The 21794-nt window shown below is 58.9% G+C and carries 20 protein-coding genes; 9 read left to right on the forward strand and 11 right to left on the reverse strand.

Annotated elements, in window-relative coordinates:
* The first annotated feature begins 35 nt into the window (after positions 1-35).
* Together QMX91_RS11070 and bfr are read left to right on the forward strand one after the other, a co-directional pair.
* Positions 36-1490, forward strand: coding sequence for a catalase (locus tag QMX91_RS11070; RefSeq protein ID WP_027614253.1), 1455 nt, complete (start codon positions 36-38; stop codon positions 1488-1490).
* A 150-nt stretch (positions 1491-1640) separates the two neighbouring features.
* The gene (gene bfr, locus QMX91_RS11075; RefSeq protein WP_003228714.1) at positions 1641-2105 is read left to right on the forward strand and encodes a bacterioferritin; all 465 of its coding nucleotides are present in this window, start codon (positions 1641-1643) and stop codon (positions 2103-2105) included.
* Positions 2106-2169: 64 nt separating this feature from the next.
* On the opposite strand, the gene uvrA is transcribed toward bfr, so the two are convergent.
* Positions 2170-5004 carry an excinuclease ABC subunit UvrA gene (gene uvrA, locus QMX91_RS11080; RefSeq protein ID WP_098965862.1) on the reverse strand — a complete coding sequence of 945 codons (2835 nt, stop codon included), beginning with the start codon at positions 5002-5004 and terminating at the stop codon, positions 2170-2172.
* Between the two features lie 191 nt (positions 5005-5195).
* On the opposite strand from uvrA, the gene QMX91_RS11085 reads away from it, so the two are divergent.
* Positions 5196-6593: an MFS transporter gene (locus tag QMX91_RS11085; protein WP_139055401.1), complete on the forward strand. Its 1398-nt coding sequence runs from the start codon at positions 5196-5198 to the stop codon at positions 6591-6593.
* A gap of 9 nt (positions 6594-6602) precedes the next feature.
* Positions 6603-7121: a single-stranded DNA-binding protein gene (locus QMX91_RS11090; protein WP_007966163.1), complete on the forward strand. Its 519-nt coding sequence runs from the start codon at positions 6603-6605 to the stop codon at positions 7119-7121.
* A gap of 114 nt (positions 7122-7235) precedes the next feature.
* On the opposite strand, the gene QMX91_RS11095 is transcribed toward QMX91_RS11090, so the two are convergent.
* The 6 genes from QMX91_RS11095 to QMX91_RS11120 form a co-directional block, all read right to left on the reverse strand.
* Positions 7236-8393 carry a glutathionylspermidine synthase family protein gene (locus tag QMX91_RS11095; protein WP_282412707.1) on the reverse strand — a complete coding sequence of 386 codons (1158 nt, stop codon included), beginning with the start codon at positions 8391-8393 and terminating at the stop codon, positions 7236-7238.
* Between the two features lie 2 nt (positions 8394-8395).
* A complete protein-coding gene (locus QMX91_RS11100) occupies positions 8396-9073 on the reverse strand; it encodes a DUF1190 domain-containing protein (RefSeq protein ID WP_282412708.1) in 678 nt (225 codons plus the stop codon).
* A 17-nt stretch (positions 9074-9090) separates the two neighbouring features.
* Positions 9091-9516 (reverse strand): DUF350 domain-containing protein, encoded by a 426-nt coding sequence (locus QMX91_RS11105; RefSeq protein ID WP_027614247.1) that lies wholly within the window; start codon positions 9514-9516, stop codon positions 9091-9093.
* Positions 9517-9531: 15 nt separating this feature from the next.
* Complete coding sequence (locus QMX91_RS11110; RefSeq protein ID WP_223007272.1) at positions 9532-10179, reverse strand: DUF2491 family protein; 648 nt, start codon at positions 10177-10179, stop codon at positions 9532-9534.
* A gap of 195 nt (positions 10180-10374) precedes the next feature.
* Entirely contained in the window at positions 10375-11073 is a 699-nt protein-coding gene (locus tag QMX91_RS11115) for a PspA/IM30 family protein (RefSeq protein WP_223007271.1), read from the reverse strand.
* A 17-nt stretch (positions 11074-11090) separates the two neighbouring features.
* Positions 11091-11672 carry a YjfI family protein gene (locus QMX91_RS11120; RefSeq protein WP_227698851.1) on the reverse strand — a complete coding sequence of 194 codons (582 nt, stop codon included), beginning with the start codon at positions 11670-11672 and terminating at the stop codon, positions 11091-11093.
* Positions 11673-12332: 660 nt separating this feature from the next.
* Between QMX91_RS11120 and QMX91_RS11125 the strand changes: the two genes are divergently transcribed.
* From QMX91_RS11125 to QMX91_RS11145, 5 genes are all read left to right on the forward strand, one after another.
* Positions 12333-13463, forward strand: coding sequence for a ThiF family adenylyltransferase (locus QMX91_RS11125; RefSeq protein WP_282412709.1), 1131 nt, complete (start codon positions 12333-12335; stop codon positions 13461-13463).
* Positions 13464-14657, forward strand: coding sequence for an MFS transporter (locus QMX91_RS11130; protein WP_282412710.1), 1194 nt, complete (start codon positions 13464-13466; stop codon positions 14655-14657).
* 90 nt (positions 14658-14747) lie between these two features.
* On the forward strand, positions 14748-15482 hold the full coding sequence (locus QMX91_RS11135; protein ID WP_282412711.1) for an iron-containing redox enzyme family protein: 735 nt from the start codon (positions 14748-14750) through the stop codon (positions 15480-15482).
* A gap of 181 nt (positions 15483-15663) precedes the next feature.
* Positions 15664-16773 carry a DUF3182 family protein gene (locus QMX91_RS11140; protein ID WP_282412712.1) on the forward strand — a complete coding sequence of 370 codons (1110 nt, stop codon included), beginning with the start codon at positions 15664-15666 and terminating at the stop codon, positions 16771-16773.
* Positions 16763-17521: an alpha/beta fold hydrolase gene (locus tag QMX91_RS11145; RefSeq protein WP_027614239.1), complete on the forward strand. Its 759-nt coding sequence runs from the start codon at positions 16763-16765 to the stop codon at positions 17519-17521. The genes QMX91_RS11140 and QMX91_RS11145 overlap by 11 nt, the downstream gene beginning before the upstream one ends.
* Positions 17522-17635: 114 nt before the next feature.
* Here QMX91_RS11145 and QMX91_RS11150 read toward each other — a convergent pair whose 3' ends face one another.
* From QMX91_RS11150 to QMX91_RS11165, 4 genes are read right to left on the reverse strand one after another with little or no spacing between them, the layout of a single operon-like run.
* The gene (locus tag QMX91_RS11150) at positions 17636-18610 is read right to left on the reverse strand and encodes a lysylphosphatidylglycerol synthase domain-containing protein (RefSeq protein WP_027612952.1); all 975 of its coding nucleotides are present in this window, start codon (positions 18608-18610) and stop codon (positions 17636-17638) included.
* The gene (clsB, locus tag QMX91_RS11155) at positions 18607-19881 is read right to left on the reverse strand and encodes a cardiolipin synthase ClsB (RefSeq protein WP_282412713.1); all 1275 of its coding nucleotides are present in this window, start codon (positions 19879-19881) and stop codon (positions 18607-18609) included. The genes QMX91_RS11150 and clsB overlap by 4 nt, the downstream gene beginning before the upstream one ends.
* Positions 19878-20675, reverse strand: a complete 798-nt coding sequence (locus QMX91_RS11160) for an endonuclease/exonuclease/phosphatase family protein (RefSeq protein WP_134787445.1) — start codon at positions 20673-20675, stop codon at positions 19878-19880. The genes clsB and QMX91_RS11160 overlap by 4 nt, the downstream gene beginning before the upstream one ends.
* The gene (locus QMX91_RS11165) at positions 20672-21598 is read right to left on the reverse strand and encodes a DUF72 domain-containing protein (protein WP_134787444.1); all 927 of its coding nucleotides are present in this window, start codon (positions 21596-21598) and stop codon (positions 20672-20674) included. The genes QMX91_RS11160 and QMX91_RS11165 overlap by 4 nt, the downstream gene beginning before the upstream one ends.
* Between the last annotated feature and the right edge of the window lie 196 nt (positions 21599-21794).

Raw genomic sequence — 21794 nt, forward strand, 5'->3', positions numbered from 1 at the left:
CGGCAGTTTCAAGACTGACAGAGGAAGAAGACCGTATGAGCCAGATCAAAACGCTTACGACCGCCAGTGGCGCACCTGTCGCCGATAACCAGAATTCTCGCTCCGCCGGCCCCCGTGGCCCGCTGCTGCTCGACGATTTTCATCTGATCGAGAAGCTTGCCCATTTCAACCGTGAAAACATTCCTGAGCGCCGCGTGCACGCCAAGGGCTCGGGTGCTTACGGTACGTTCACCGTGACCCGTGATATCACCGAATACACCAGCGCCAAACTGTTTGAGGCCGTGGGCAAGCAAACGCCAACGTTCTTGCGCTTCTCCACTGTAGGCGGCGAACGTGGCTCGGCTGACACTGAACGTGATCCACGTGGGTTCGCCCTCAAGTTCTACACCGAAGAGGGCAACTGGGACATCGTTGGCAACAACACCCCTGTTTTCTTCATTCGTGATCCACTGAAGTTTCCCGACTTTATCCACACGCAGAAACGTCTGCCGCAGAGCAACCTGAAAAGCGCCCAGATGATGTGGGACTTCTGGTCGCATTCGCCGGAAGCACTGCATCAAGTGACCATTCTGTTCTCGGATCGTGGCATTCCCGACGGCTATCGCCATATGCACGGCTTCGGCAGCCACACCTACAGCCTGATCAATGCCAAAGGTGAGCGTCACTGGGTGAAGTGGCACTACAAAACCAAGCAGGGCATCAAGAACCTGGCACCAGCCGATGCTGCGCGCCTGGCGGGTACCGATCCGGATTACGCTCAGCGTGATCTGTTCGAAGCCATCGAGCGTGGCGATTTCCCGAAATGGCGCGTATGCATTCAGATCATGACCGAGGCTCAGGCTGCAGCGCACTACGAGAACCCGTTCGACGTGACCAAGACCTGGTCGCAAAAGGAGTTTCCGCTGATCGAGGTCGGCGAACTGGAGCTGAACCGCAACCCGCTGAACTACTTTGCCGAGGTCGAGCAAGCCGCATTCGGTCCGAGCAACATGGTTCCAGGTGTCGGTCTGTCGCCGGATCGCATGCTGCAAGGCCGCGTGTTCGCCTACGCCGATGCACACCGCTATCGCGTGGGCACAAACCACCAACAATTACCGGTGAATGCGCCGCGCAGCCCGGTGAATACGTACCAGCGCGACGGCTCGATGGCCTTCGGCAGCAATGGTGGTGCAGCACCTAACTACGAACCGAACAGCTACATTGAATCACCGAAGCAAGCTCCGCACTACGCCGAGCCTGCACTGGCATTGAGCGGTGCTGCTGACCGTTACGATCATCGCGAAGACACCGATTACTACAGCCACGCCGGTGCGCTGTTCCGTCTGATGAGTGACGAGCAGAAAGCCTTGCTGGTCAGCAATATCGCCGGCGCCATGAGCGGGGTTTCACCTGATGTGGTTGATCGTCAGTTGCAGCATTTCTATAAGGCCGATCCGGCGTATGGAGAAGCAATCGCAAAGCTGCTCGACGTACAGCTTAACGAAGTCTAAACGAGAAGCAGAACCGCCCTCATTGGGGCGGTTTTTGCGTTATTTAGGCTGGTTTTCTCAGAATATCTTCGCTTTTATTGCGCGAAACGGGGTGACCTTCCGGTCAGCTTGGTTCAAACTACAGACTTTCAAGCAGGGAGATGTAGGGCGATGCAAGGCCACCCAGACGTAATCGATTACCTCAACACGTTGCTGACCGGCGAACTGGCCGCGCGTGACCAATATTTTGTTCACTCGCGGATGTATGAGGACTGGGGTTTCACCAAGCTCTACGAACGAATCAACCACGAGATGGAAGAAGAGGCCGGTCACGCCGACGCACTGATGCGCCGGATCCTGATGCTCGAAGGCACACCGCGCATGCGCCCGGACGATCTCGACGTCGGCACCACCGTCCCGGAGATGCTCGAAGCAGATCTGCGTCTCGAGTACAAAGTCCGCGCCGCTCTGTGCAAAGGCATTGAGTTGTGCGAGCAGCACAAGGATTATGTCAGTCGCGAAATCCTGCGTGTTCAGCTCAACGACACTGAAGAAGATCACACCTACTGGCTGGAAAAGCAGTTGGGCCTGATCAAACTCATCGGTCTCGAGAATTACCTGCAATCTCACACCTGATTGCACAGATACAAAAAAGCCCCTGTCACGGTTGAAGTGACAGGGGCTTTTTCATGCCCGGAGATCAAGCCCGATCGCGAATCAGCAATGGCTTGAGGTAATGACCGGTGTGAGATTGCTTCATCTCGGCCACTTCCTCCGGCGTACCGGTGGCGATGATCTGACCACCCTTGGAGCCGCCCTCCGGCCCCAGGTCCACCAGCCAGTCGGCGGTCTTGATCACGTCAAGGTTGTGCTCGATCACCACTACGGTATTGCCGTGGTCGCGCAAGCGATGCAGCACGTCGAGCAATTGCTGGATATCCGCAAAGTGCAGGCCGGTGGTCGGCTCATCGAGGATATACAGAGTTTTGCCGGTGTCGCGCTTGGACAGCTCGCGTGACAGCTTGACCCGTTGCGCCTCACCACCGGACAGCGTGGTTGCCGACTGCCCGAGCTTGATGTACGACAGGCCCACATCCATCAACGTCTGTAGCTTGCGTGCAAGCGCCGGTACCGCGTCGAAGAACTCCCGCGCCTCCTCGATGGTCATCTCGAGGGTTTCGTGGATGCTCTTGCCCTTGTATTTGATCTCGAGGGTTTCGCGGTTGTAGCGCTTGCTCTTGCACACATCGCACGGCACGTAAATGTCCGGCAGGAAGTGCATTTCCACTTTGATAAGGCCGTCGCCCTGGCACGCCTCGCAGCGACCGCCCTTGACGTTGAACGAGAAACGCCCCGGGCCGTAACCACGGGAGCGCGACTCGGGTACACCGGCGAACAGTTCGCGGATCGGTGTGAACAGCCCGGTGTAGGTGGCCGGATTGGAGCGCGGCGTACGGCCGATCGGGCTTTGGTCGATATCGACGACTTTGTCGAGATGTTCCAGGCCTTTGATGCTGTCGTGCGCGGCCGCTTCCAGCGTGGTCGCACCATTGAGTGCAGTAGCGCTCAACGGGAACAGCGTGTTGTTGATCAACGTCGATTTGCCCGAGCCGGAAACGCCGGTCACGCAGGTCAGCAGACCGATCGGGATTTCCAGATCGACGTTGCGCAGGTTGTTGCCGCGCGCGCCCTTGAGCGACAGCGTCAGCTTCTTGTTACGCGGCGTGCGTTTGGCCGGCACTTCGATCTTCACCCGCCCCGACAGGTATTTACCGGTCAGGGAATCCGGGTGCGCCATGACTTCGGCCGGCGTACCTTCAGCCACGATCTGCCCGCCGTGCACCCCGGCGCCCGGCCCGATATCCACCACATAGTCGGCCAGACGAATCGCGTCTTCGTCGTGTTCGACCACGATCACCGTGTTGCCGATGTCGCGCAGGTGCTTGAGGGTGCCGAGCAACCGGTCGTTATCGCGCTGATGCAGGCCGATGGACGGTTCGTCGAGGATATACAGCACCCCGACCAGACCGGCGCCGATCTGGCTCGCCAGACGAATGCGTTGCGCCTCGCCACCGGACAGGGTGTCGGCGCTGCGATCCAGCGATAGATAGTCGAGGCCGACGTTGACCAGGAACTGCAGACGCTCGCGGATTTCCTTAAGGATCTTGTCGGCGATTTCGCCGCGACGGCCGGTCATCTTCAGCTCGCCGAAGTACTCGCAGGCATCGCCGATCGGCAGGTTGGTCACCGCCGGCAGGGTTTTCTCGCCCACCCAGACGTGCCGCGCTTCACGACGCAGACGGGTGCCGCGGCAATCCGGGCAAGCCTGGGTGCTGAGGAACTTGGCCAGCTCTTCACGCACGCTGGCCGATTCGGTTTCGCGGTAGCGACGTTCAAGGTTCGGCACGATGCCTTCGAACGGGTGCGAACGTTTGACGATGTCGCCGCGGTCGTTGAGGTATTTGAAGTCGACATTCTGTGAGCCGCTGCCATGCAGGATTTGCTTCTGCTGTTCGGCGGTCAGCTCGTTGAACGGCTTCTCAAGACTGAACTTGTAGTGCGAGGCCAGTGAGCCGAGCATCTGGAAGTAATAGACGTTACGCCGGTCCCAGCCACGGATCGCGCCCTCGGCCAGGGTCAGTTCACCATTGACCAGGCGCTTGATGTCGAAGAACTGCTTCACGCCCAGGCCATCGCAGGTCGGGCAGGCGCCGGCCGGGTTGTTGAAGGAGAATAGCTTCGGCTCAAGCTCGCTGATGGCATGGCCGCAGATCGGGCAGGCAAAGCGCGCGGAGAAGATCATCTCTTCACTTGGCTCATCGTCCATCGGCGCGACCAAGGCAATGCCGTCCGCCAGCTTCAGTGCGGTTTCGAAGGATTCGGCTAGACGCTGCTGCAGGTCGGCGCGGACCTTGAAACGGTCGACGATCACATCGATCGAGTGCTTCTTCTGTTTATCCAGTTTCGGCAGCTCATCGAGCTCGCAGATGCGGCCGTTGACCCGCGCGCGGACGAAACCCTGGGCGCGCAGTTCTTCGAATACCGACAGATGTTCGCCCTTGCGCTCGCGGATCACCGGCGCCAGCAACATCAGTTTGCTGCCTTCCGGTTGTGCCAGCACCAGGTCGACCATCTGGCTGACGGTCTGCGCTTCCAGCGGAATGTCGTGATCCGGGCAGCGCGGCGTACCGACACGTGCATACAGCAGACGCAGGTAGTCGTAGATTTCGGTGATGGTGCCGACCGTGGAACGCGGATTGTGCGAGGTCGACTTCTGTTCGATGGAGATCGCCGGCGACAAACCTTCAATGGTGTCGACGTCGGGTTTTTCCATCATCGACAGGAACTGTCGGGCGTAGGCCGACAGGGATTCGACATAGCGGCGCTGACCTTCGGCGTACAGCGTGTCGAAGGCCAGGGACGACTTGCCGGATCCGGACAGGCCGGTGATGACGATCAGTTTGTCCCGTGGCAGGGTCAGGTCGATGTTCTTCAGGTTGTGGGTACGGGCCCCACGTATCAGGATCTTGTCCAAAGTGGCCTCGCTCGGCGGGCGTCGAAAACGTAGGAGTATACGGGCAAATACTGGATGGATGCACACTATCAAACGAAGGGTTTTTTACCTTGCATGAAGAGAGTTTCATCTATACGCGTCATAGCGTCGCGATATACCCCGTCTTTCGATGGGACTGGTAGAATCGCCGCCGGTTCACACGAGGTTTTTCCATGCACGATCCCCACAGCGAACGCATGAGTGGCAGCGAGACCCGCGCAGCGAGCGGTCTGGCCCTGGTGTTCGCCTTCCGTATGCTTGGCATGTTCATGGTGTTGCCGGTACTGGCGACCTACGGCATGGACCTGGCGGGAGCGACCCCGGCCCTGATCGGGCTGGCGATTGGCGCTTACGGCCTGACCCAGGCGATTTTCCAGATTCCGTTCGGGATCATTTCCGACCGTATCGGCCGGCGTCCGGTGATTTTCCTCGGGCTGGTGGTCTTCGCCCTCGGCAGTGTGCTGGCGGCTCAGGCCGATTCGATCTGGGGCGTGATCGCCGGACGCATCCTGCAAGGCGCCGGGGCAATTTCCGCTGCGGTGATGGCGTTGCTTTCCGACCTGACCCGTGAACAACACCGTACCAAAGCCATGGCCATGATCGGCATGACCATCGGTCTGTCGTTCGCCGTGGCCATGGTGGTCGGGCCGTTGCTGACCCGCGCGTTCGGCCTGTCCGGACTGTTCCTCGCCACTGGCGGCATGGCCCTGTTCGGGATCGTCATCGTGATGTTCATGGTGCCGAAATCCACCGGGCCGCTGAGCCATCGAGAGTCTGGCGTGGCGCGTCAGGCCTTGATGCCGACGCTCAAACATCCGGATCTGCTGCGCCTGGACTTGGGCATTTTTGTGTTGCACGCGATGCTGATGTCGAGCTTCGTCGCCCTGCCGCTGGCGCTGGTGGAAAAGGCCGGGCTGCCCAAGGAGCAGCACTGGTGGGTTTATCTGACTGCGCTACTGATCTCTTTCTTCGCCATGATCCCGTTCATCATCTATGGCGAGAAGAAACGCAAAATGAAACGAATTTTGCTCGGCGCCGTCCTGACGCTGATGTTCACTGAGCTATTCTTCTGGCAGTTCGGTGACAGTTTGCGGGCTCTGGTGATCGGTACGGTGGTGTTCTTCACCGCGTTCAATCTGCTGGAAGCTTCGTTGCCGTCGCTGATCAGCAAGGTTTCACCGGCAGGCGGGAAGGGCACGGCCATGGGCGTGTATTCCACCAGCCAGTTCCTCGGTTCGGCGCTCGGCGGGATACTTGGCGGCTGGCTGTTTCAGCATGGCGGTCTGTCGGTTGTGTTCCTTGGATGTGCGGGTCTGGCTGCCATCTGGCTGGCCTTTGCTGTTACCATGCGCGAACCTCCCTACGTGACGAGCCTGCGCTTGCCGTTGTCGCCCGAGGCGATCCGCGAAGCGGGTCTGGTCGAGCGCCTCAAGGCCCTCGTAGGGGTAACAGATGCAGTGATAGTTGCTGATGAAGCGGCTGTTTACATCAAACTGGACAAAGAATTAGTGGATCGCGACACCCTCGAACGCCTGGTGAACAACCCGGCCGGGGCTGCTTGCGAAGCCTAGGAGAACGTTATGGCCCGTGGGGTTAACAAAGTCATATTGGTCGGCACTTGCGGCCAGGATCCCGAAGTTCGCTACCTGCCTAACGGTAACGCCGTGACCAACCTGAGTCTGGCAACCAGCGAACAGTGGACCGACAAGCAAACCGGTCAAAAGGTCGAGAAGACCGAATGGCACCGTGTTTCGATGTTCGGCAAGGTTGCGGAAATCGCCGGCGAGTACCTGCGTAAAGGTTCGCAGGTGTACATCGAAGGCAAGCTGCAGACCCGCGAGTGGGAAAAAGACGGTATCAAGCGTTACACCACAGAAATCGTGGTCGACATGCAAGGCACCATGCAACTGCTCGGCGGCCGTCCACAACAGGGCGACCAACAAGGCGGTGGCAACAACTACCAGCAGCAGGCGCCACGCCAACAGGCTCCGCGTCCGCAGCAGTCGGCTCCGCAACAGCGTCCAGCCCCGGCTCCACAGCAGGCTGCACCGCAACCAGCTCCGGATTTCGACAGCTTCGATGACGATATCCCGTTCTGATTCGCTGCTGCATCCACGCTGAATAAAAAAGGCCCGTCGTTCAAAGCGACGGGCCTTTTTTGTGGCGCAAGGTCCGCGATTACCACTGATCTCCTGTGGGAGCGGGTGTGTGTTTCAGTCGAGGATCAGGTGCGGCAGAAACCGGCTTGAATCCTTGGTGATCAGACTGTTGTCTTCGCGCACGCCGATCCCCGCCGCCTGATCACCAATCACCCACGAGCCGATCAGCGTGTAGCTGTCGTCGAACTTCGGCAATGGCGCAAATTCCTGCAGGATGAATGGCGCATCGGTGTAGGGCCCGTCCTCTTTGACGATCAGACCTTCCGCCGTTTGCAGTTCAATGTTGGCGCCTTCGCGGGAGAAGTACGGTTTGCGTACCCAGCCCTTGGGCACCGCACTGGCCGGATTCGTATCAAGGTGCGCCGCGAGCAGATTCGGATGCCCCTTGTGCAGCTCCCACAGCAAAGGCAGCGCGCCTTTGTTCGACAGGATCGACTTCCACGCCGGTTCGAAGAACTGCGTATCGCTTTCGGCGATTGCCGCACCGAATGGCTCGTGGAAAATAAATTCCCAGGCATGCAGCTTGAACAGGTGCGGGATCCAGCGATCCTCAAGGTCGACGAAGCAACCCTCGGCGGTCAGGCCGATGTCTTCGATGTCGATGTGCCGGGATTCGATGCCGACCTTTTCCGCGATCAGGCGCAAGTAGTCGGTGGTCCCCTTGTCTTCGACCGAGTCTTTCATCGACGCAAAGTAGAACGGCCGCTTGAGCTGCAACTCGGCAAACGCCTGGTGCAGCTTGGTATCGATGCTGTTGAACTGGTCGGCATGGCGCGGCAGCATCCCGCGCTCGATGCACTGCTCCAGCCAGCCCCACTGAAACGCCGCTGCCTCATAAAGGCTGGTCGGCGTGTCGTAGTTGAGTTCCAGCAGCTTTGCCGGGCCGTTGCCGCTGTAGGAAAAGTCCATGCGCCCGTACAGATGCGGATGACCTTCCAGCCAGGACGTGCGGATCATGTCGTAGTACGGCGCCGGGATGCTCAGGCGATCCAGCAGCTCTTCGCTGTGCACCACGCGGTCGACCAGGTCCATGCACATCTCGTGCAGTTCGGTGGTCGGATCCTCCAGATCGTTTTCAATCTGCGCGAGCGTGAACTGGTAGTAGGCGCTTTCGTCCCAGTACGGCTCGTCGTCGATGGTGTGAAACAGAAAACCGAGGCTTTCGGCCGTCTGTTTCCAGTCGGGGCGCTCGGCGCAGTGGATTTTCTTCATGGTCAGCTGCTCGAACTGCCCCAGCCGCCCCAACCGCTGCGGGCGGAAGACTGGCTGCCGAAACCGCCGCGGGACGTCGACGAAGCGACGTTGACCGGTTTGCTTCGGGAGTTGTCGTAGCGGGTGTCGGTGCGAGTTGCCGGCGCCGACTCGATTTTGCGGTACTGCGCCGAGGTGTTGTAGGTCTGGCGCGTATCGCGATCGCGATAGACCGTGCGATTGGCGTTGTTGCTCATCGCATTGCCGATCAGCCAGCCCGTCAGCCAACCGTTGCCGCCGCCGGACGAGTGCGAAGTGCTTTGTACGTTCTGGGCGGCGGCGGCTTCACCGGCAGGCATCTGCGCATTGGCAAGCGCATTCAGGTCCTGTGGCGCCTCGCCGTTCTGCGGCACCTTGAAACCGCCGAGCTTCGGCACGAAGCGACCGTCGGAATTCTTCTGGCACCAGTCGGCTGCAAAATCCGCATCGCACTTGGCTTTGTCGTCGTAGGCCGGCGCAATACGTCGATGTTCGGTCAATGCCGCGACGTAGGCGTTGGAGCAGACGTCGGCGGCCACTTCGGCGCCGACGCACTCCTCGACAGATTGGAAGCGTTGCTGCTCCTGCGCGGCAACTTCGCCGGAAATCGCCAGCGCCACCGAAGCGGCGAGGGACAGTTGAACGTACTTGCTGCGTTTCATCGAAGGCTTCCTGCCGATCAGTTGGACGGGGTCATGCACGCGGCGTTAAGCATGCCGACGCTGATGGCCACTGCGGCCACATAGATACCCGAAGCGATTTCACCGTTGGCGATACGCTGCGACGTGCCCTTGAGCACCAGCCCCGTGGCGAGGAAGGCCAGCAGCTGCACCACCGCAGCAATTACCGCCCACAGCACGAAATCGAGAACGTTGACCGAAAACGCGATCACGTTGCTGGCCGGAATCGCGAAGCCGATGATCGCGCCCGCCAGAGCGATGGCGGCAGCGATGTTGCCGGAGCGAATCAGCTCGAACTCCTTGTGTGGCGTGATGCGGGTGTAGACGAACTGAAACAGCATGAACAGCAGCACGGCGCCGATCAGGTAGACGACGAAACCGACCAGTGCGGTCTTGTTCAGGGAAACGGCCAGCACTTCCAGCATGGAAAACTTCCTTATTTAAATGGTGCTCAAATCAGTCGTGTACAGCGAAATGCCCAGCGAGGTACTCAGGCTGACGGTGCCTTCCTCGTCCTGTTCGACGGAGAACAGCAGCAGTTCGCGGCGATCGGTCAGGCCGGTCTCGCGCGCGTAAAGCATGGAGTGGTGTTCGATGGTGTAGCTCTCGTCCGGGTTGACCACATGTTCGGTCATCGGTACGAGTTCGGTCTGGCCTTGTTCGGTGCCCCATTCGCGGCTGTACTGGACGCCGTCGTGGGTATAGATCGGCAGGCCGATCGGGCTTTCGGGGCCGGCCAGGCGCTGCAGCTCGGCGTCACTGTTGACGGTCACGTAGCTGAGGTAGTTGAACAGGGTGACCGACTCGATCTGGTCGTCACCGGTGACGTGGATCTGCAGCCAGAAGTCTTCGTTATTGAGGTAGTAGCGATGCAGCTTGTTGGATTGGCCGAGGTCGATCCAGCCGGCGCTCCAGATTGCCTCTGCCGCTGGAACCTGCACCGAGGTGCTGCCATCGAGCAGCAAGGCCAGAGTCGAATCGAATCGCACGCCTTTGCCTTGTGCCATCCCGAGTGGGCCACTGGCGACCGGAGCGGGCGCAGCGGGCTGCCAGTTGCTGGTGCCCAGCAAATCTTTGAACCATCCCATGGGTACATTCCTTGAGGCGGGTGGAGGTGTTCGTCGTAAAAAACGCCGCCAGTGTACCGGGCCGGGCGACGAACGACACGCCGTAAACCATGTGGGAGCGGTTTGCTCGCGAAGGCGGTGTGTCAGGCAGCTAAGGTACCGACTGACACACCGCTTTCGCGAGCAAGCCCGCTCCCACAGGTTTTGTGCAAACGCTTACTGCGCGGACTTCTGCTTCAGACGCTCGAGGATCGCATTGGCGCTGCCTTCGTTCGGCGTGATGCCGGCGTCGCGCAGTTTGCGTTCCAGGTCATTGCCGGTCGAAGCGTCAGCCAGTTCATCGGCGGCACTCAGCTCGGCAGCGCGTTGCTGCTGCTTGGCCTGCAGACGGTTCAGCGTGCCCACCGCGGTTTCCAGCTTGCCATTGGCGCCGCCGCTGGCGATGGACGCGCTGACCTGCGCCTTTTGCACGCTTTCACGGGCCTTGGCCATGTCCACCTGCTGGCGTAGGCTCTTGATCCGCGACTCGGCCTTGCTGATGTCCTTGCGCATGTTTTCGGCGTAGGTGCCGAACTCGTCGCTCTGGGCTTTCTCGGCGGTCAGGTCGTTGGTCAGGGTCGAAATCGCTTCGGCCACTTCCAGCGCCAGGTCTTCACGGCCGGCGTTCAGCGCGGAAACCGCCTTGGCCTCCAGGTCCTTGATCTTGGCGTCGTACTCGCTCACGCGATCAGCGGCCAGCTTGTGCTTGGCCATGATGGTGACCAGCTCACGGCGGGCATTCGACAGCGCGGTGTCGGCGTCGCGGATTTCCTGGTCGAGGATGCGCAGGGCCTGTTGGTCGACGATCGCTTCGCCGACTTCATTGGCGCCGCCGCGCAGCGCGGTGAACAACTTGCTCCAGATGGACTGAGTCATTGGATATTCCCTGTTGATTACTTGAAGAAGTGTTCGAAGGCTTCGCTCGCGCGCTGCACGTTGTCGACCAGGGTTTTCACCTCGGTGACGACGTTGGTCAGGCTCGAGTCGGCGCTGAGGGCGCCAAACATGTTGTAAACGGTCTGGCCGTTAGGCATCGACTCGATACCGATCGACGACAGCGGGAACATTTCCCGGCTGCGCAACACGGCGTCGTTGAAGGCGCGCACGTCAGTGATCGAATCGATGTCCACCAGCACGGTGTCGACGATGATCTGCTGACCGGCCACGGCGATGTGAATCGGCAGACCGCCGAATTCGTTCATTTCCAGCTTGATGCTGGGTTCGGAGCTCTGGATCAGAGACAGCGTGATCTCCTGCGAAGCCACCTCGTCCAGTGCCTTGAGGGCGTTGAAGAGGCTATCGATGTTCCAGTTGTTGCCTGCGCTCATGTAATTCTCCGACATGAATGAGCCAGCCAGAATCGGTTGGCGTAGCTGTTGCTCCATCTGCTTGAGCAAGCTTCGGTTTTCCGGAAGTACCCAAGTTTCGTGTTTCACATAACCGGCGGCAGCCAGGCCCGCGCGCATCTGCTTCATGTAGAAGCTCGACGGCTTTTTCGCGGACGGTTTCGAGCGCTCTCCCTGTGGGCTCTCTGATGCAACGGTGGGGGAGCGACTTTTCATGGCAATGACTCCGTTATGAACATCTCACGCGTGAGCCACACTACAACCAATTCAAAATGCCATCAATGGCTCACGCGTGAGATTTTTTCGGCATGTCGACATCGCCGATGAGGTGGTGGTCGCAAGCGTTGTCCCGGGTGGGGAGTGTGTTTCTGATTAATCACTGATGTTTATTGTCTGGAAGGCGAGTTTGTTTCTCAATTCTCTCGCTGTGATTTTTTATTGTTTAAATATTGAAGATAATTCCTACATTGTTTTTGCATGTTTCCGTAAGAAGTAATAGCGGCCCTTCGTAAGAGCGTAGGAAGTTTGTTTTTTGTGAGTAATATTAAGAAACAAGGTCGGTTCGCAACCACTAAGAACTTATTCTAGTTTTGGGGTGTGCACACCTTCACTCCGGTGGAACACAGCTTGGACTACCGGCCCTTCAACTTTTGAGGAAATCATTATGACTTTCGAAAAAGCATCTTCCGCTGGCGATTCTCAGATCGGCTGATCTGATCAGTAAGAGCCGGGGCCTTCGCGGCCCTGGTTCTTTTACTAACTTGTTTTAATAGCGATCGAGGCTCGAATATGAAGCTTTGTCTTAAACCGACGATTATTCCGTTCAAACTTGATGGTCAAGTAGTTCTGCGTTTTAACGGTCAATACGCAAAAATCCCCGACCCTCACGGTGCTGTCTGGGAGTTCGCCAAGGCACTTGATGGCCGTACACCCTATGAGGAGTTGATTACCCAGGTGGCAGGCCGTTATCCCGCGGTGGATCAGGACGAAATCCGAAGCGTCGCGCAAGATCTGATCAAATACCGGCTGGTCGAGAGTCCGGATGCCTTTGAGACTACTTCTCTTTCGGATCATGATCGCATCAGATTTTCCCGCAACATCGACTTTTTCGGGTCGATGGCGGCTGTGGGCGAAAACAAGTTCACCCACCAGGAAAAACTGCGCACGGCCAGGGTCTGTGTCCTGGGCTGCGGCGGTCTGGGCACCCATATCCTGTTCGACCTGGTGGCGCTGGGTGTCCACCATCTGACGATCCTCGATTTTGACACGATCGAGTTGAGCAATTTGAACCGGCAGATCCTTTACAAGGAAACCGACGTTGGCATGCCGAAGGTTGCAACGGCCAGGCGCAGGTTGCTTGAATTCAACAGTCACCTCGACATTACTGCTCACGAAACCCGCCTCCAGTCGGCGCAAGACGTTGCCGGCATCGTACGCGGCCACGATATTGTGATTTGTGTCGCTGATAAACCCGCGAACTACATGGCCGACTGGCTGAATGAGGCCTGTGTTGAACAGGGCGTACCCTTCATTTCAGGCGGGCTTGATGTACGGCGCTCGGTGTTTTATTCGGTGGTGCCTGGCTCCTCGGGCTGCGGCGCTTGCTGGCTGACGTCGGCGCGTAACAAGAGCAGCCTGGTGAACAGCGTTTCGACCATGGCCAAACAGCACGACATCACTTATGAGCATCCCGGCCCGGCTCTTGTGACTTTGGTGGCTGTCACCGCCGGGATGATGGTCAGCGAAACGGTCAAGATCATCACCGGCTGCCAACCGCCACAATTGACCAACAAGCTAAAGGAATTCACATTCGACGACCTGGACGTCAGCGTCGCCGAAGTCTGGCAACAGAATCCGGACTGCACGGTGTGTGGACATCTCGTGGACGCGCAACGGTCGGCGCAGGCGGAGACTGTCTAGATGTTCAAACTCCTGGCGTCCTATGCCATCACGTCCATCTGCTCATGGGCCATAGCGTTTCTGATCCCGCTGTATGTTTATGAGCAGACCGGCTCCCCAGTCTGGACGTCGCTGGCTTTTTTCGCCGCGATGGCGCCCTACATACTGGTCACGCCCTTCGCCGGTGTGTGGAGTGATCGCTACAGCAAACGGCGTTTTTTGATCGGTGGTGATCTGATCAACATCGTCACCGGCTGCATTATATATGCTGCCGTGATTACGCTGTCCGGGAGCAGCTTGAGTATTACTCTGTTACTGCTGAGCTTTCTGTTGGCAAGCGTCGGTGCCACCCACCACCCGGTCTTCCAGAGTATTGCGCCCGCACTGATCGAAGGGCCCAAACTCCACCGATTCAATGCAATCGTCAATGCCAGTGACAACATCATTCGCATCGTTGCACCAATCGGCGTTGCAGCCTTGCTGGCCTTCAGTACCAAGGAGCAGTTGCTGATTGGCAGCATTGTCGGATTTGCGCTATCCCTGCCGCTTTGCTTCTTGCTGAAAGAGCAGGGTAAGCCTGCGCCGGCCACCACGCGGGTATTCACGGAAATCAAAGCCGGACTGTTGTATGTCATCCAGCAGCGAGAACTGTGTTCGTTTGTCATGCTGTTCTTTTTCTGCAATTTCGGTTTTGCCTTGATCGGTGCCAGCCTTGTCTATGTCTACACCACGCTACTGGCCGTGCCATTGAGTGATGTGGGCTATTACTACGGACTCATCGGTGCAGGTGCCGTCGCCGGATCAGCTATGGGGGCGTTTCTGGTGAAGAGATATCCGGCCGGCATTCTTATCCGTCGAAGCTGTTTGCTGGCCGGGGTGTTCACGCTGATGGGGGCGATGGCCAACGATCCGTGGTCACTTTCGGCAATGTGGGCGCTTTCTACCGGTTGCCAATCCGTGGTGGTCATCGCTTTTTTCACCTATCGCCAGCAGGTGGTTCCGCAAACCATTCTTGGGCGAACGGTCGGAGTTACACGGCTCATTGCCTACCTCGCGATTCCTCCCGCGAGCCTGCTGAGTGGATGGCTGTTACTGCATTTCTCGAGCAGCGCTGTGATTCTTGCGTCAGGCGGTCTGTGCATCATTTTCGCCTCTCTATGTGCTTACTTTCTGGCCAGGTTTGAGCGCCCGGTCATTTACAGCGACGCACAATGAATACGGTTTTGTAAGTTTTTCGGGGTTTCGGAATAACTGGAAAGTTGCGATCGGCTGGATGGCTGATAAAGAATTAAAAGGAATTTAAAGTTGGAAGTAGATAAAGAGTTGAATTGCGGCGATGGGGCGAAGGTCATTAACTTCATGACCGGAGGCACATTATGGGGCCAATGGCTGGACGCTGATGCGTTAGATAGATTGGTTAATCATGAACTGTTGCTGGCAATGCAAAACGGTCATGTTTCCCTGAAGGGGATGCGTTACTTTCTGATCCAGCATCATTACTACTCGCGAAACTTTACCCGCTTTCTATGCGCAATCCTCAATCGCCTCGAGTCCCTTGGCGACATCAAATTACTGTTGGAAAACATGCAAGAGGAAATGGGCATAGATGGTGACAACAAGCTCACGCATTCCGAGCTGTTTCAAAGGTCGCTGCGGATCCTGGGCACCCATCCCTTGGCTGAATTGCCTTTACCTCAGACCGTGGATTTCACCCAATGCATCATGCAGCTTTGCCGCAGTGAAAATCCTGTCGAGGGCCTCGCAGCACTCTGCCTGGGAGCCGAAGCCATTGTGCCGCTGATTTACAAACCGATTCTGCTGGCACTGGAGGGACTGAATGTCAGTGAGGAAGGGCTGGAGTTCTTTCGCCTGCATATCGAAGAGGATGAGGACCACGCGATTACCATGCTGGGAGTTCTGCAACGCCTGACTCACCAGACGCCTGAAGCCAAGCGGCTTGCGATTCAAATCGGGCGTCAGGCTATGCTCAAACGTTGTGTCATGTTCGATGCCATCTGGAAGGAAGTCAGTCAGCAGTAGCTGGCGACCCGTTTCGTGCAAATTGCCGCGGATTCGCTGGCAGTCGTGCAGATTGAAACAGGCCTGATGCCACCACCCTAGGTCCAAGCGATTGATTCATAGGGTATTCCTGGCCCCAGGCGATTGGCCTGATCTCTGCACTTCTCTTATTACATTCATCAATTGGCTTGAAGGGGGACGCATGACCCCGATGTCGAGCAGGAAAGTGGTCGTCGCCCATTCGGTTCGGGCCGGGGCGCCGCAACATGAAGTGCAGACAAATAAGGCACTTGCCCGCTGGCTGGCGCAGATTCTCGGACTCAGCTTCGGCGGAAGTTTTGACCCGCAGAAGCATCGCGGTCGCGATTTGTATTGGCTGCCGACCCAGACCATTGTTGGCCCGGCCAGCGCGCGTAATCTGGGGATCAGGGGTCCCGGCGATTTGTGGGGCGGGTACGTCGAACACGATTTCATTTGCACCAAAGCCATCAGCCACGGCTTGCGCAGTCATCTGGCTCACGCGCCACAAGGCTGGGCGCCGCAATTCTCCGAGCGCGTGCGCGATGTGGTGCTCGACGGCTTGACGGTGTTTGCCGTGGAAGATGCGCGACCCGCTGCCGAGCATCTGCTGTACAGCGGACCGATCCGCCTGAAGCCGATTCACGCCTGTGCCGGTCGTGGCCAGGAAGTTATCAACAGCCTCGACGCGTTCGATGAAGTGCTCGGCCGTGCGGAGGCTGCCGAGTTGTTTCGCGATGGCGTGGTGCTCGAACAGGACTTGAGCAATGTGTTCACCCACAGCGTTGGCCAGTCATTCATCGGCGACAAAGTGCTTAGCTACTGCGGTGATCAATACTTGACCAAGGATGCCCATGGCGAAGAAGTCTATGGTGGTTCGAATCTGTTGGTAGTGCAGGGCGGCTACGAAGATCTGCTGGCGCTGGACTTGCCGGATGACGTGCGACAGGCCATCAAGCAGGCGCAGATTTTCGACCGGGCAGCGGATGAGGCTTATCCAGATTTCTACGCCTCACGCCGCAACTATGACATTGCCCAAGGCCTGGACAGCAATGGCAAACCCCGCAGCGGGGTGCTCGAACAATCCTGGCGCATGGGCGGTGCCAGCAGCGCTGAATTGGCCGCGTTGCAAAGCTTCGTCAATGACCCGCAGATGCCCGCGATCCGCGTGTCGACCGTAGAAACCTATAGTGATCAAAGCCTGCCGGCGGACGCCATCGAAATCTATCGCGGGCCAGCGGAGAACAGCGACTTCCTTCTCAAATACGTAACGGTCAAATCTTATGACGGCTAGAAGCGAAAGCATTCAGATCGACATTGATGATGAACAGATGAGCGGGACGTTTCTCAGTCCAAAATCGAAAGTCCCCGGCGTGTTGTTTGTGCACGGCTGGGGCGGTAGCCAGGAGCGTGATCTTGAACGCGCCAAGGGCATCGCCGGGCTTGGTTGTGTATGCCTGACCTTCGACCTGCGCGGCCACACCGGTGGCACCGGCATTCCGCTGACGCGGGTGACGCGCGAAGACAACCTGCGTGACCTGCTCGCAGCCTACGACCGCCTGCTGGCGCATCCGGCGCTCGACACCTCGGCGATTGCGGTGGTTGGCACCAGTTATGGCGGTTACCTGGCTTCGATCCTCACCTCGTTGCGTCCGGTGCGCTGGCTGGCGCTGCGGGTACCGGCGCTGTATCGCGACGAGCAATGGCACACGCCCAAGCGTGAACTGGACAAGGCCGACCTGCGCGACTACCGGGCGACGTTGGTCCGTGCAGACAGCAACCGTGCGCTGCACGCCTGTTCGCAGTTCACCGGGGATGTGTTGCTGGTGGAATCGGAAACCGACGACTACGTGCCCCACGCGACGATCATGAGCTACCGTGCCGCCTGTCAGCAGACGCATTCGCTGACGCACCGGATCATCGATGGCGCCGACCATGCCTTGAGCGAGCCGGTTTCGCAGCAGGCCTATACTTCGATTCTGGTGGACTGGATTACCGAGATGGTGGTGGGTGAGCGGTTGAGCATCATCCAGTCCACATGATTTGTTGTGGCTCTTCGGACGCCTTCGCGAGCAAGCCCGCTCCCACATTTGGAATGCGTTCTACCTGTGGGAGCGGGCTCGCTCGCGAAGGGGCCATCAGCCATAGCCACAAAATCAGGACGGTTTCTTCTCGATCCGCAACGCCTTGGCCTTGGCTTCCACCAGCAAATACATCACCACCGTAATCAACAACGGCAACAGAAAATAAATCGCCCGATACGCCAGCAACCCCGCCACCAGACTGCCCCGCGAAGCCTCGTGCTGCAGCAGCGCGACAAACACCGCTTCCAACACTCCAAGCCCCGCCGGAATGTGCGTGATGACTCCGGCAATCGCGCTGATCAACAGCACGCCGAGCACCAACGGATAATCCAGTTTGCTCGGCAGCAGAGTGAAAATCACTGCCGCCATCAGCGACCAGTTCAATGCACCGAGCAGCAACTGCAGCACGGCCATGCGAAGTGATGGCAGGTTGATTTCCACCCCGCGAATCGACCACTCGCGGCGCTTGGAGAACTGGCACGCGGCGAGGTAACCGGCACTCAATAACAACAGCAGCACGCCAATGCCCTGCAACGCGGCGCTGCTGATTTTCCAGCCCGGCGGCATGCTCACCAGGCCGCTGCTGAACACCACGCCGGCAATCGTCATGTAACCGAACCAGTTGGTGGCCAGGCTCAGACCGAGAATCTTGGCGATGTTGCTTTTGCTCACCCCCAGGCGCGAATACAGCCGATAGCGCATGGCAATCCCGCCGACCCAGGCGCTGAGATTGAGGTTGAACGCATAACTGATGATCCCCACCGGGAGGATCTGTTTCCAGGTCAGGTCCTGGCGAATGTAGGTGCGGCCGATCAGGTCGAAACTGGCGTAGGTGAGAAAGCTCAGCAGGGTCAGGCTGGCGGCAATGATCAGCGTGCGCACCTTGAAGTCAGCCAGGGTTTGCAGAACTTCCGCCCATTCGATACGGGTGGCGAACATCGTCAGCAACACGATCAGCGCGAGGAAGAACAGCAACGTTAGTGGGCGTTTCCAGCGACTCCAGCGAGAGTGAGTGGCGGGCGCAGACTGTGCGTGGGAATGGCTCATGACGTGCGCCCCCGAAACGGCTTGAGCCGCGGTTTGTGCGCCGGCAACCAACCGGCCATTGACGGGAAATGCCGCAGGAAGTGAAACACCAGAAATCCCACGGTCATGTGCCAGATCCGTCCTCGCGGGGACATGCTGGCGTCCATGGCCTTGCAGTGATTCTGGCTCAGGTCTTCGAGGCGCTGAAACAAATGCTGATTGAACGCGCGATCGCGGATCAGCACATTGGCTTCCAGGTTCAGCGACAGGCTCAGCGGGTCGAGATTGCTCGAGCCGACGGTGCTCCATTCCTCATCCACCAACGCGACTTTGCCGTGCAGCGGGCGCTGGCAATATTCGTGGATCTGCACCCCGGCCTTGAGCAGATAGTCGTAGGTCATGCGCGCGGCCAGTTTGGCCACCAGCATGTCCGGTTGACCTTGCAGGATCAGCCGCACCTCGACGCCACGGCGCGCCGCGTTGCGGATCTCGCGCAGCAGGCGGTAGCCGGGGAAGAAATAGGCGTTGGCGATCACCACCCGGCATTTGGCCCGGCGCAATGCGTGCAAGTACACATCTTCGATGTCGGTGTGATGCTGATCGTTGTCGCGAAACACCAGACGTACCTGACCGTCGTGATCGTTGAAAGCCATGTCCGCCCGGCGCTGACGCCGGCGCTGCCACCAGAACCGTGCGCGTCCCGGACGACCACTTTGCAGCAGGGCGAAATGATGGATGTCAGCGACCGCTGGCCCTTGAATCTGCACCGCATAATCCTGTTTCGCCTCGGGGCCGAAATCGGCCAGGTGATCGCCGGAAAAGTTGATCCCGCCAATGAACGCGATCAGTCCGTCGACCACCACAATCTTGCGGTGCAGGCGGCGGAACCAGTTGGTGCGAATGCCCAGGTGCTTGGGCGCCGGGTCAAACATTTGCAGATGCACGCCCGCTTCGCTCAGTGCCGCGAGATAACCGGTGGTCAACTCGCCGCAACCAAAACCGTCGAGGCTGACAGTGGTGCGCACGCCACGCCGCGCGGCGTCGATCAGGATCTGCTGCAACTCTGCGCCGACCTTGTCTTCGAAAACGATGAAGGTCTCCAGCAGAATTTCACTCTTCGCCGCACGCATGGCGTCGAACACCCGGGGGAAATATTCCTCGCCGTTTTCCAGCAACTCGACGCGGTTATTGCCCTGCCAGCCGTACTCGACATCGACATGCCCGGGCTCGCGCACCGGCGGGTTGATGCTGATCGGTTCCACGGCGGATTTCTCCAGCGGTGCGCTGCTCATAGTTCGATCTCCACCGATAACGGGACGTGGTCGGAAAGGTGTGACCAGGGCCGGTTGGCCAGGACTTTCGGCTGGCTGGCCTTAAGGTTGCGTACATAAATACGATCGAGCCGCAGCGTCGGCAGCCGCGCCGGAAAGCTGCGCGCCGGTTTGCCGTGATGCTCGGCGAACACCTCGCGCAGACCGCAGGGTTCGAGCAGCGCGTCGGCGCGCTGGCGCCAGTCGTTGAAGTCACCGGCGACGATCACTGGCGCGTCAACCGGCAGCTCCGCCAGACGCTCGCCGAGCAGTTTCAATTGCGCATTGCGATGGCTTTCGCGCAGCCCCAGATGCACGCAGATCGCATGCACTTCGACGCCATCGCCGGGCAGTCGCAGCACGCAATGCAGCAGCCCGCGGTTCTCGTGACCGCTGATCGACACGTCGAGGTTGTCGTGGCGGATGATCTGGAATTTCGACAGCAACGCATTGCCGTGATCGCCCTCCGGGTACACCGCGTTGCGCCCGTAGGCGAACTGCGGCCACAGACTGTCGGCGAGGAACTCGTATTGCGGCATCGTCGGCCAGTTGCTGTAGCGCTTGGGATGATGCTCGTGGGTGCCGTGGACTTCCTGCAAAAACACCACGTCGGCGGCCACGCTGCGCACCGCTTCGCGCAACTCCGGGAGGATGAAACGTCGGTTGAGCGCAGTGAAACCCTTGTGTGTGTTGACCGTCAGCACGGTGAAACGACGCACCGACACTTCAACGCTGGTCTGCTCGTCGGTGAACCCGACCGGCTCTGGAATACTCATGCCAGCACCCCTTCGGCAGCCGGTTCACCGGGGGTGGTGGCGAGCGTTTTATCCAGCTCGAATCGGTGGAGCAAACTGCGCGCGTCGTAGGGCGCGCGGACTTTGATGTCGTTGTCGAAATAGCAGAACACTTCGCGGGATGTACGCGCCCGCGGCTTGAGGCGCGGCGCGATCAGATGCGCATCGCCGGGTTGCCGGCCGTGATGCCAGGCGTCGATGCGTTCAGCCCATTTGTTCAACGCGGCGTCGGTGTAACCGCTGGCGTACAGCTCTTCGGCACCGTGCAGGCGCAGGTAGACGAAATCGCTGGTGAGGTCTTCGCGGTACGGCCATTTGCCGGCGGTGTCGGCGATCACCAGAGCGGTGTTGTAGCGTTTCAACAAGCGCACGAAGTCGGGGTCGATGAACGTGTCATTGCGCACTTCCACGGCATGGCGCAGCGGTTTTTTGCGCCAGGCTTTGAGGCTGGCGTGGCCGTGAAGATGTGAATCGTGTTGGCGGGCGAGGGCGGCAGCGGCTTCGGTATCGTGGGGCAACAATGAGAGGAAGTGTTCGAAGCGCTCAGGATCGAATTTGAAGTTCGGTGGAAACTGCCAGAGGATCGGCCCGAGCTTTTCCTTGAGTTCCAGCACCCCGGAGGCGAAGAAATTCGCCAGCGGTTTTTCGATCTCGCGCAAGCGCCGGACGTGGGTGATGAAACGCGGCGCCTTGACGCTGAACACGAAGTCGTCGGGCGTTTCGCTGTACCACCGGGCATAACGTTCGGGCCGTTGCAGGGCGTAGAACGATCCATTGATTTCGATGCTGTTGACCGCCCGCGAAGCGAACTGCAATTCGCGCTTCTGCGTCAGTCCTTTCGGGTAGAAATCCCCTCGCCACGGAACGTAGCGCCAGCCGGAAATACCGATGTGAATCGTTGCCATGCCGCCCTCCCGTTGTCAGTCCTCGTACAGCCTGTGTCTGTTGATGACTGCGGGCGGTTCGGGAAAGTTTCGGTGGCGTTACGGACGGTACATTCTCAAGAACATCACACAACCAATGTGGGAGGGGGCTTGCTCCCGAAGGCGGTCGTTCAGTCAACATCAATGGCGACTGATACACCGACTTCGGGAGCAAGCC

The organism is Pseudomonas sp. PS01299, assembly GCF_029960145.1.
GTDB lineage: Bacteria > Pseudomonadota > Gammaproteobacteria > Pseudomonadales > Pseudomonadaceae > Aquipseudomonas > Aquipseudomonas putida_A.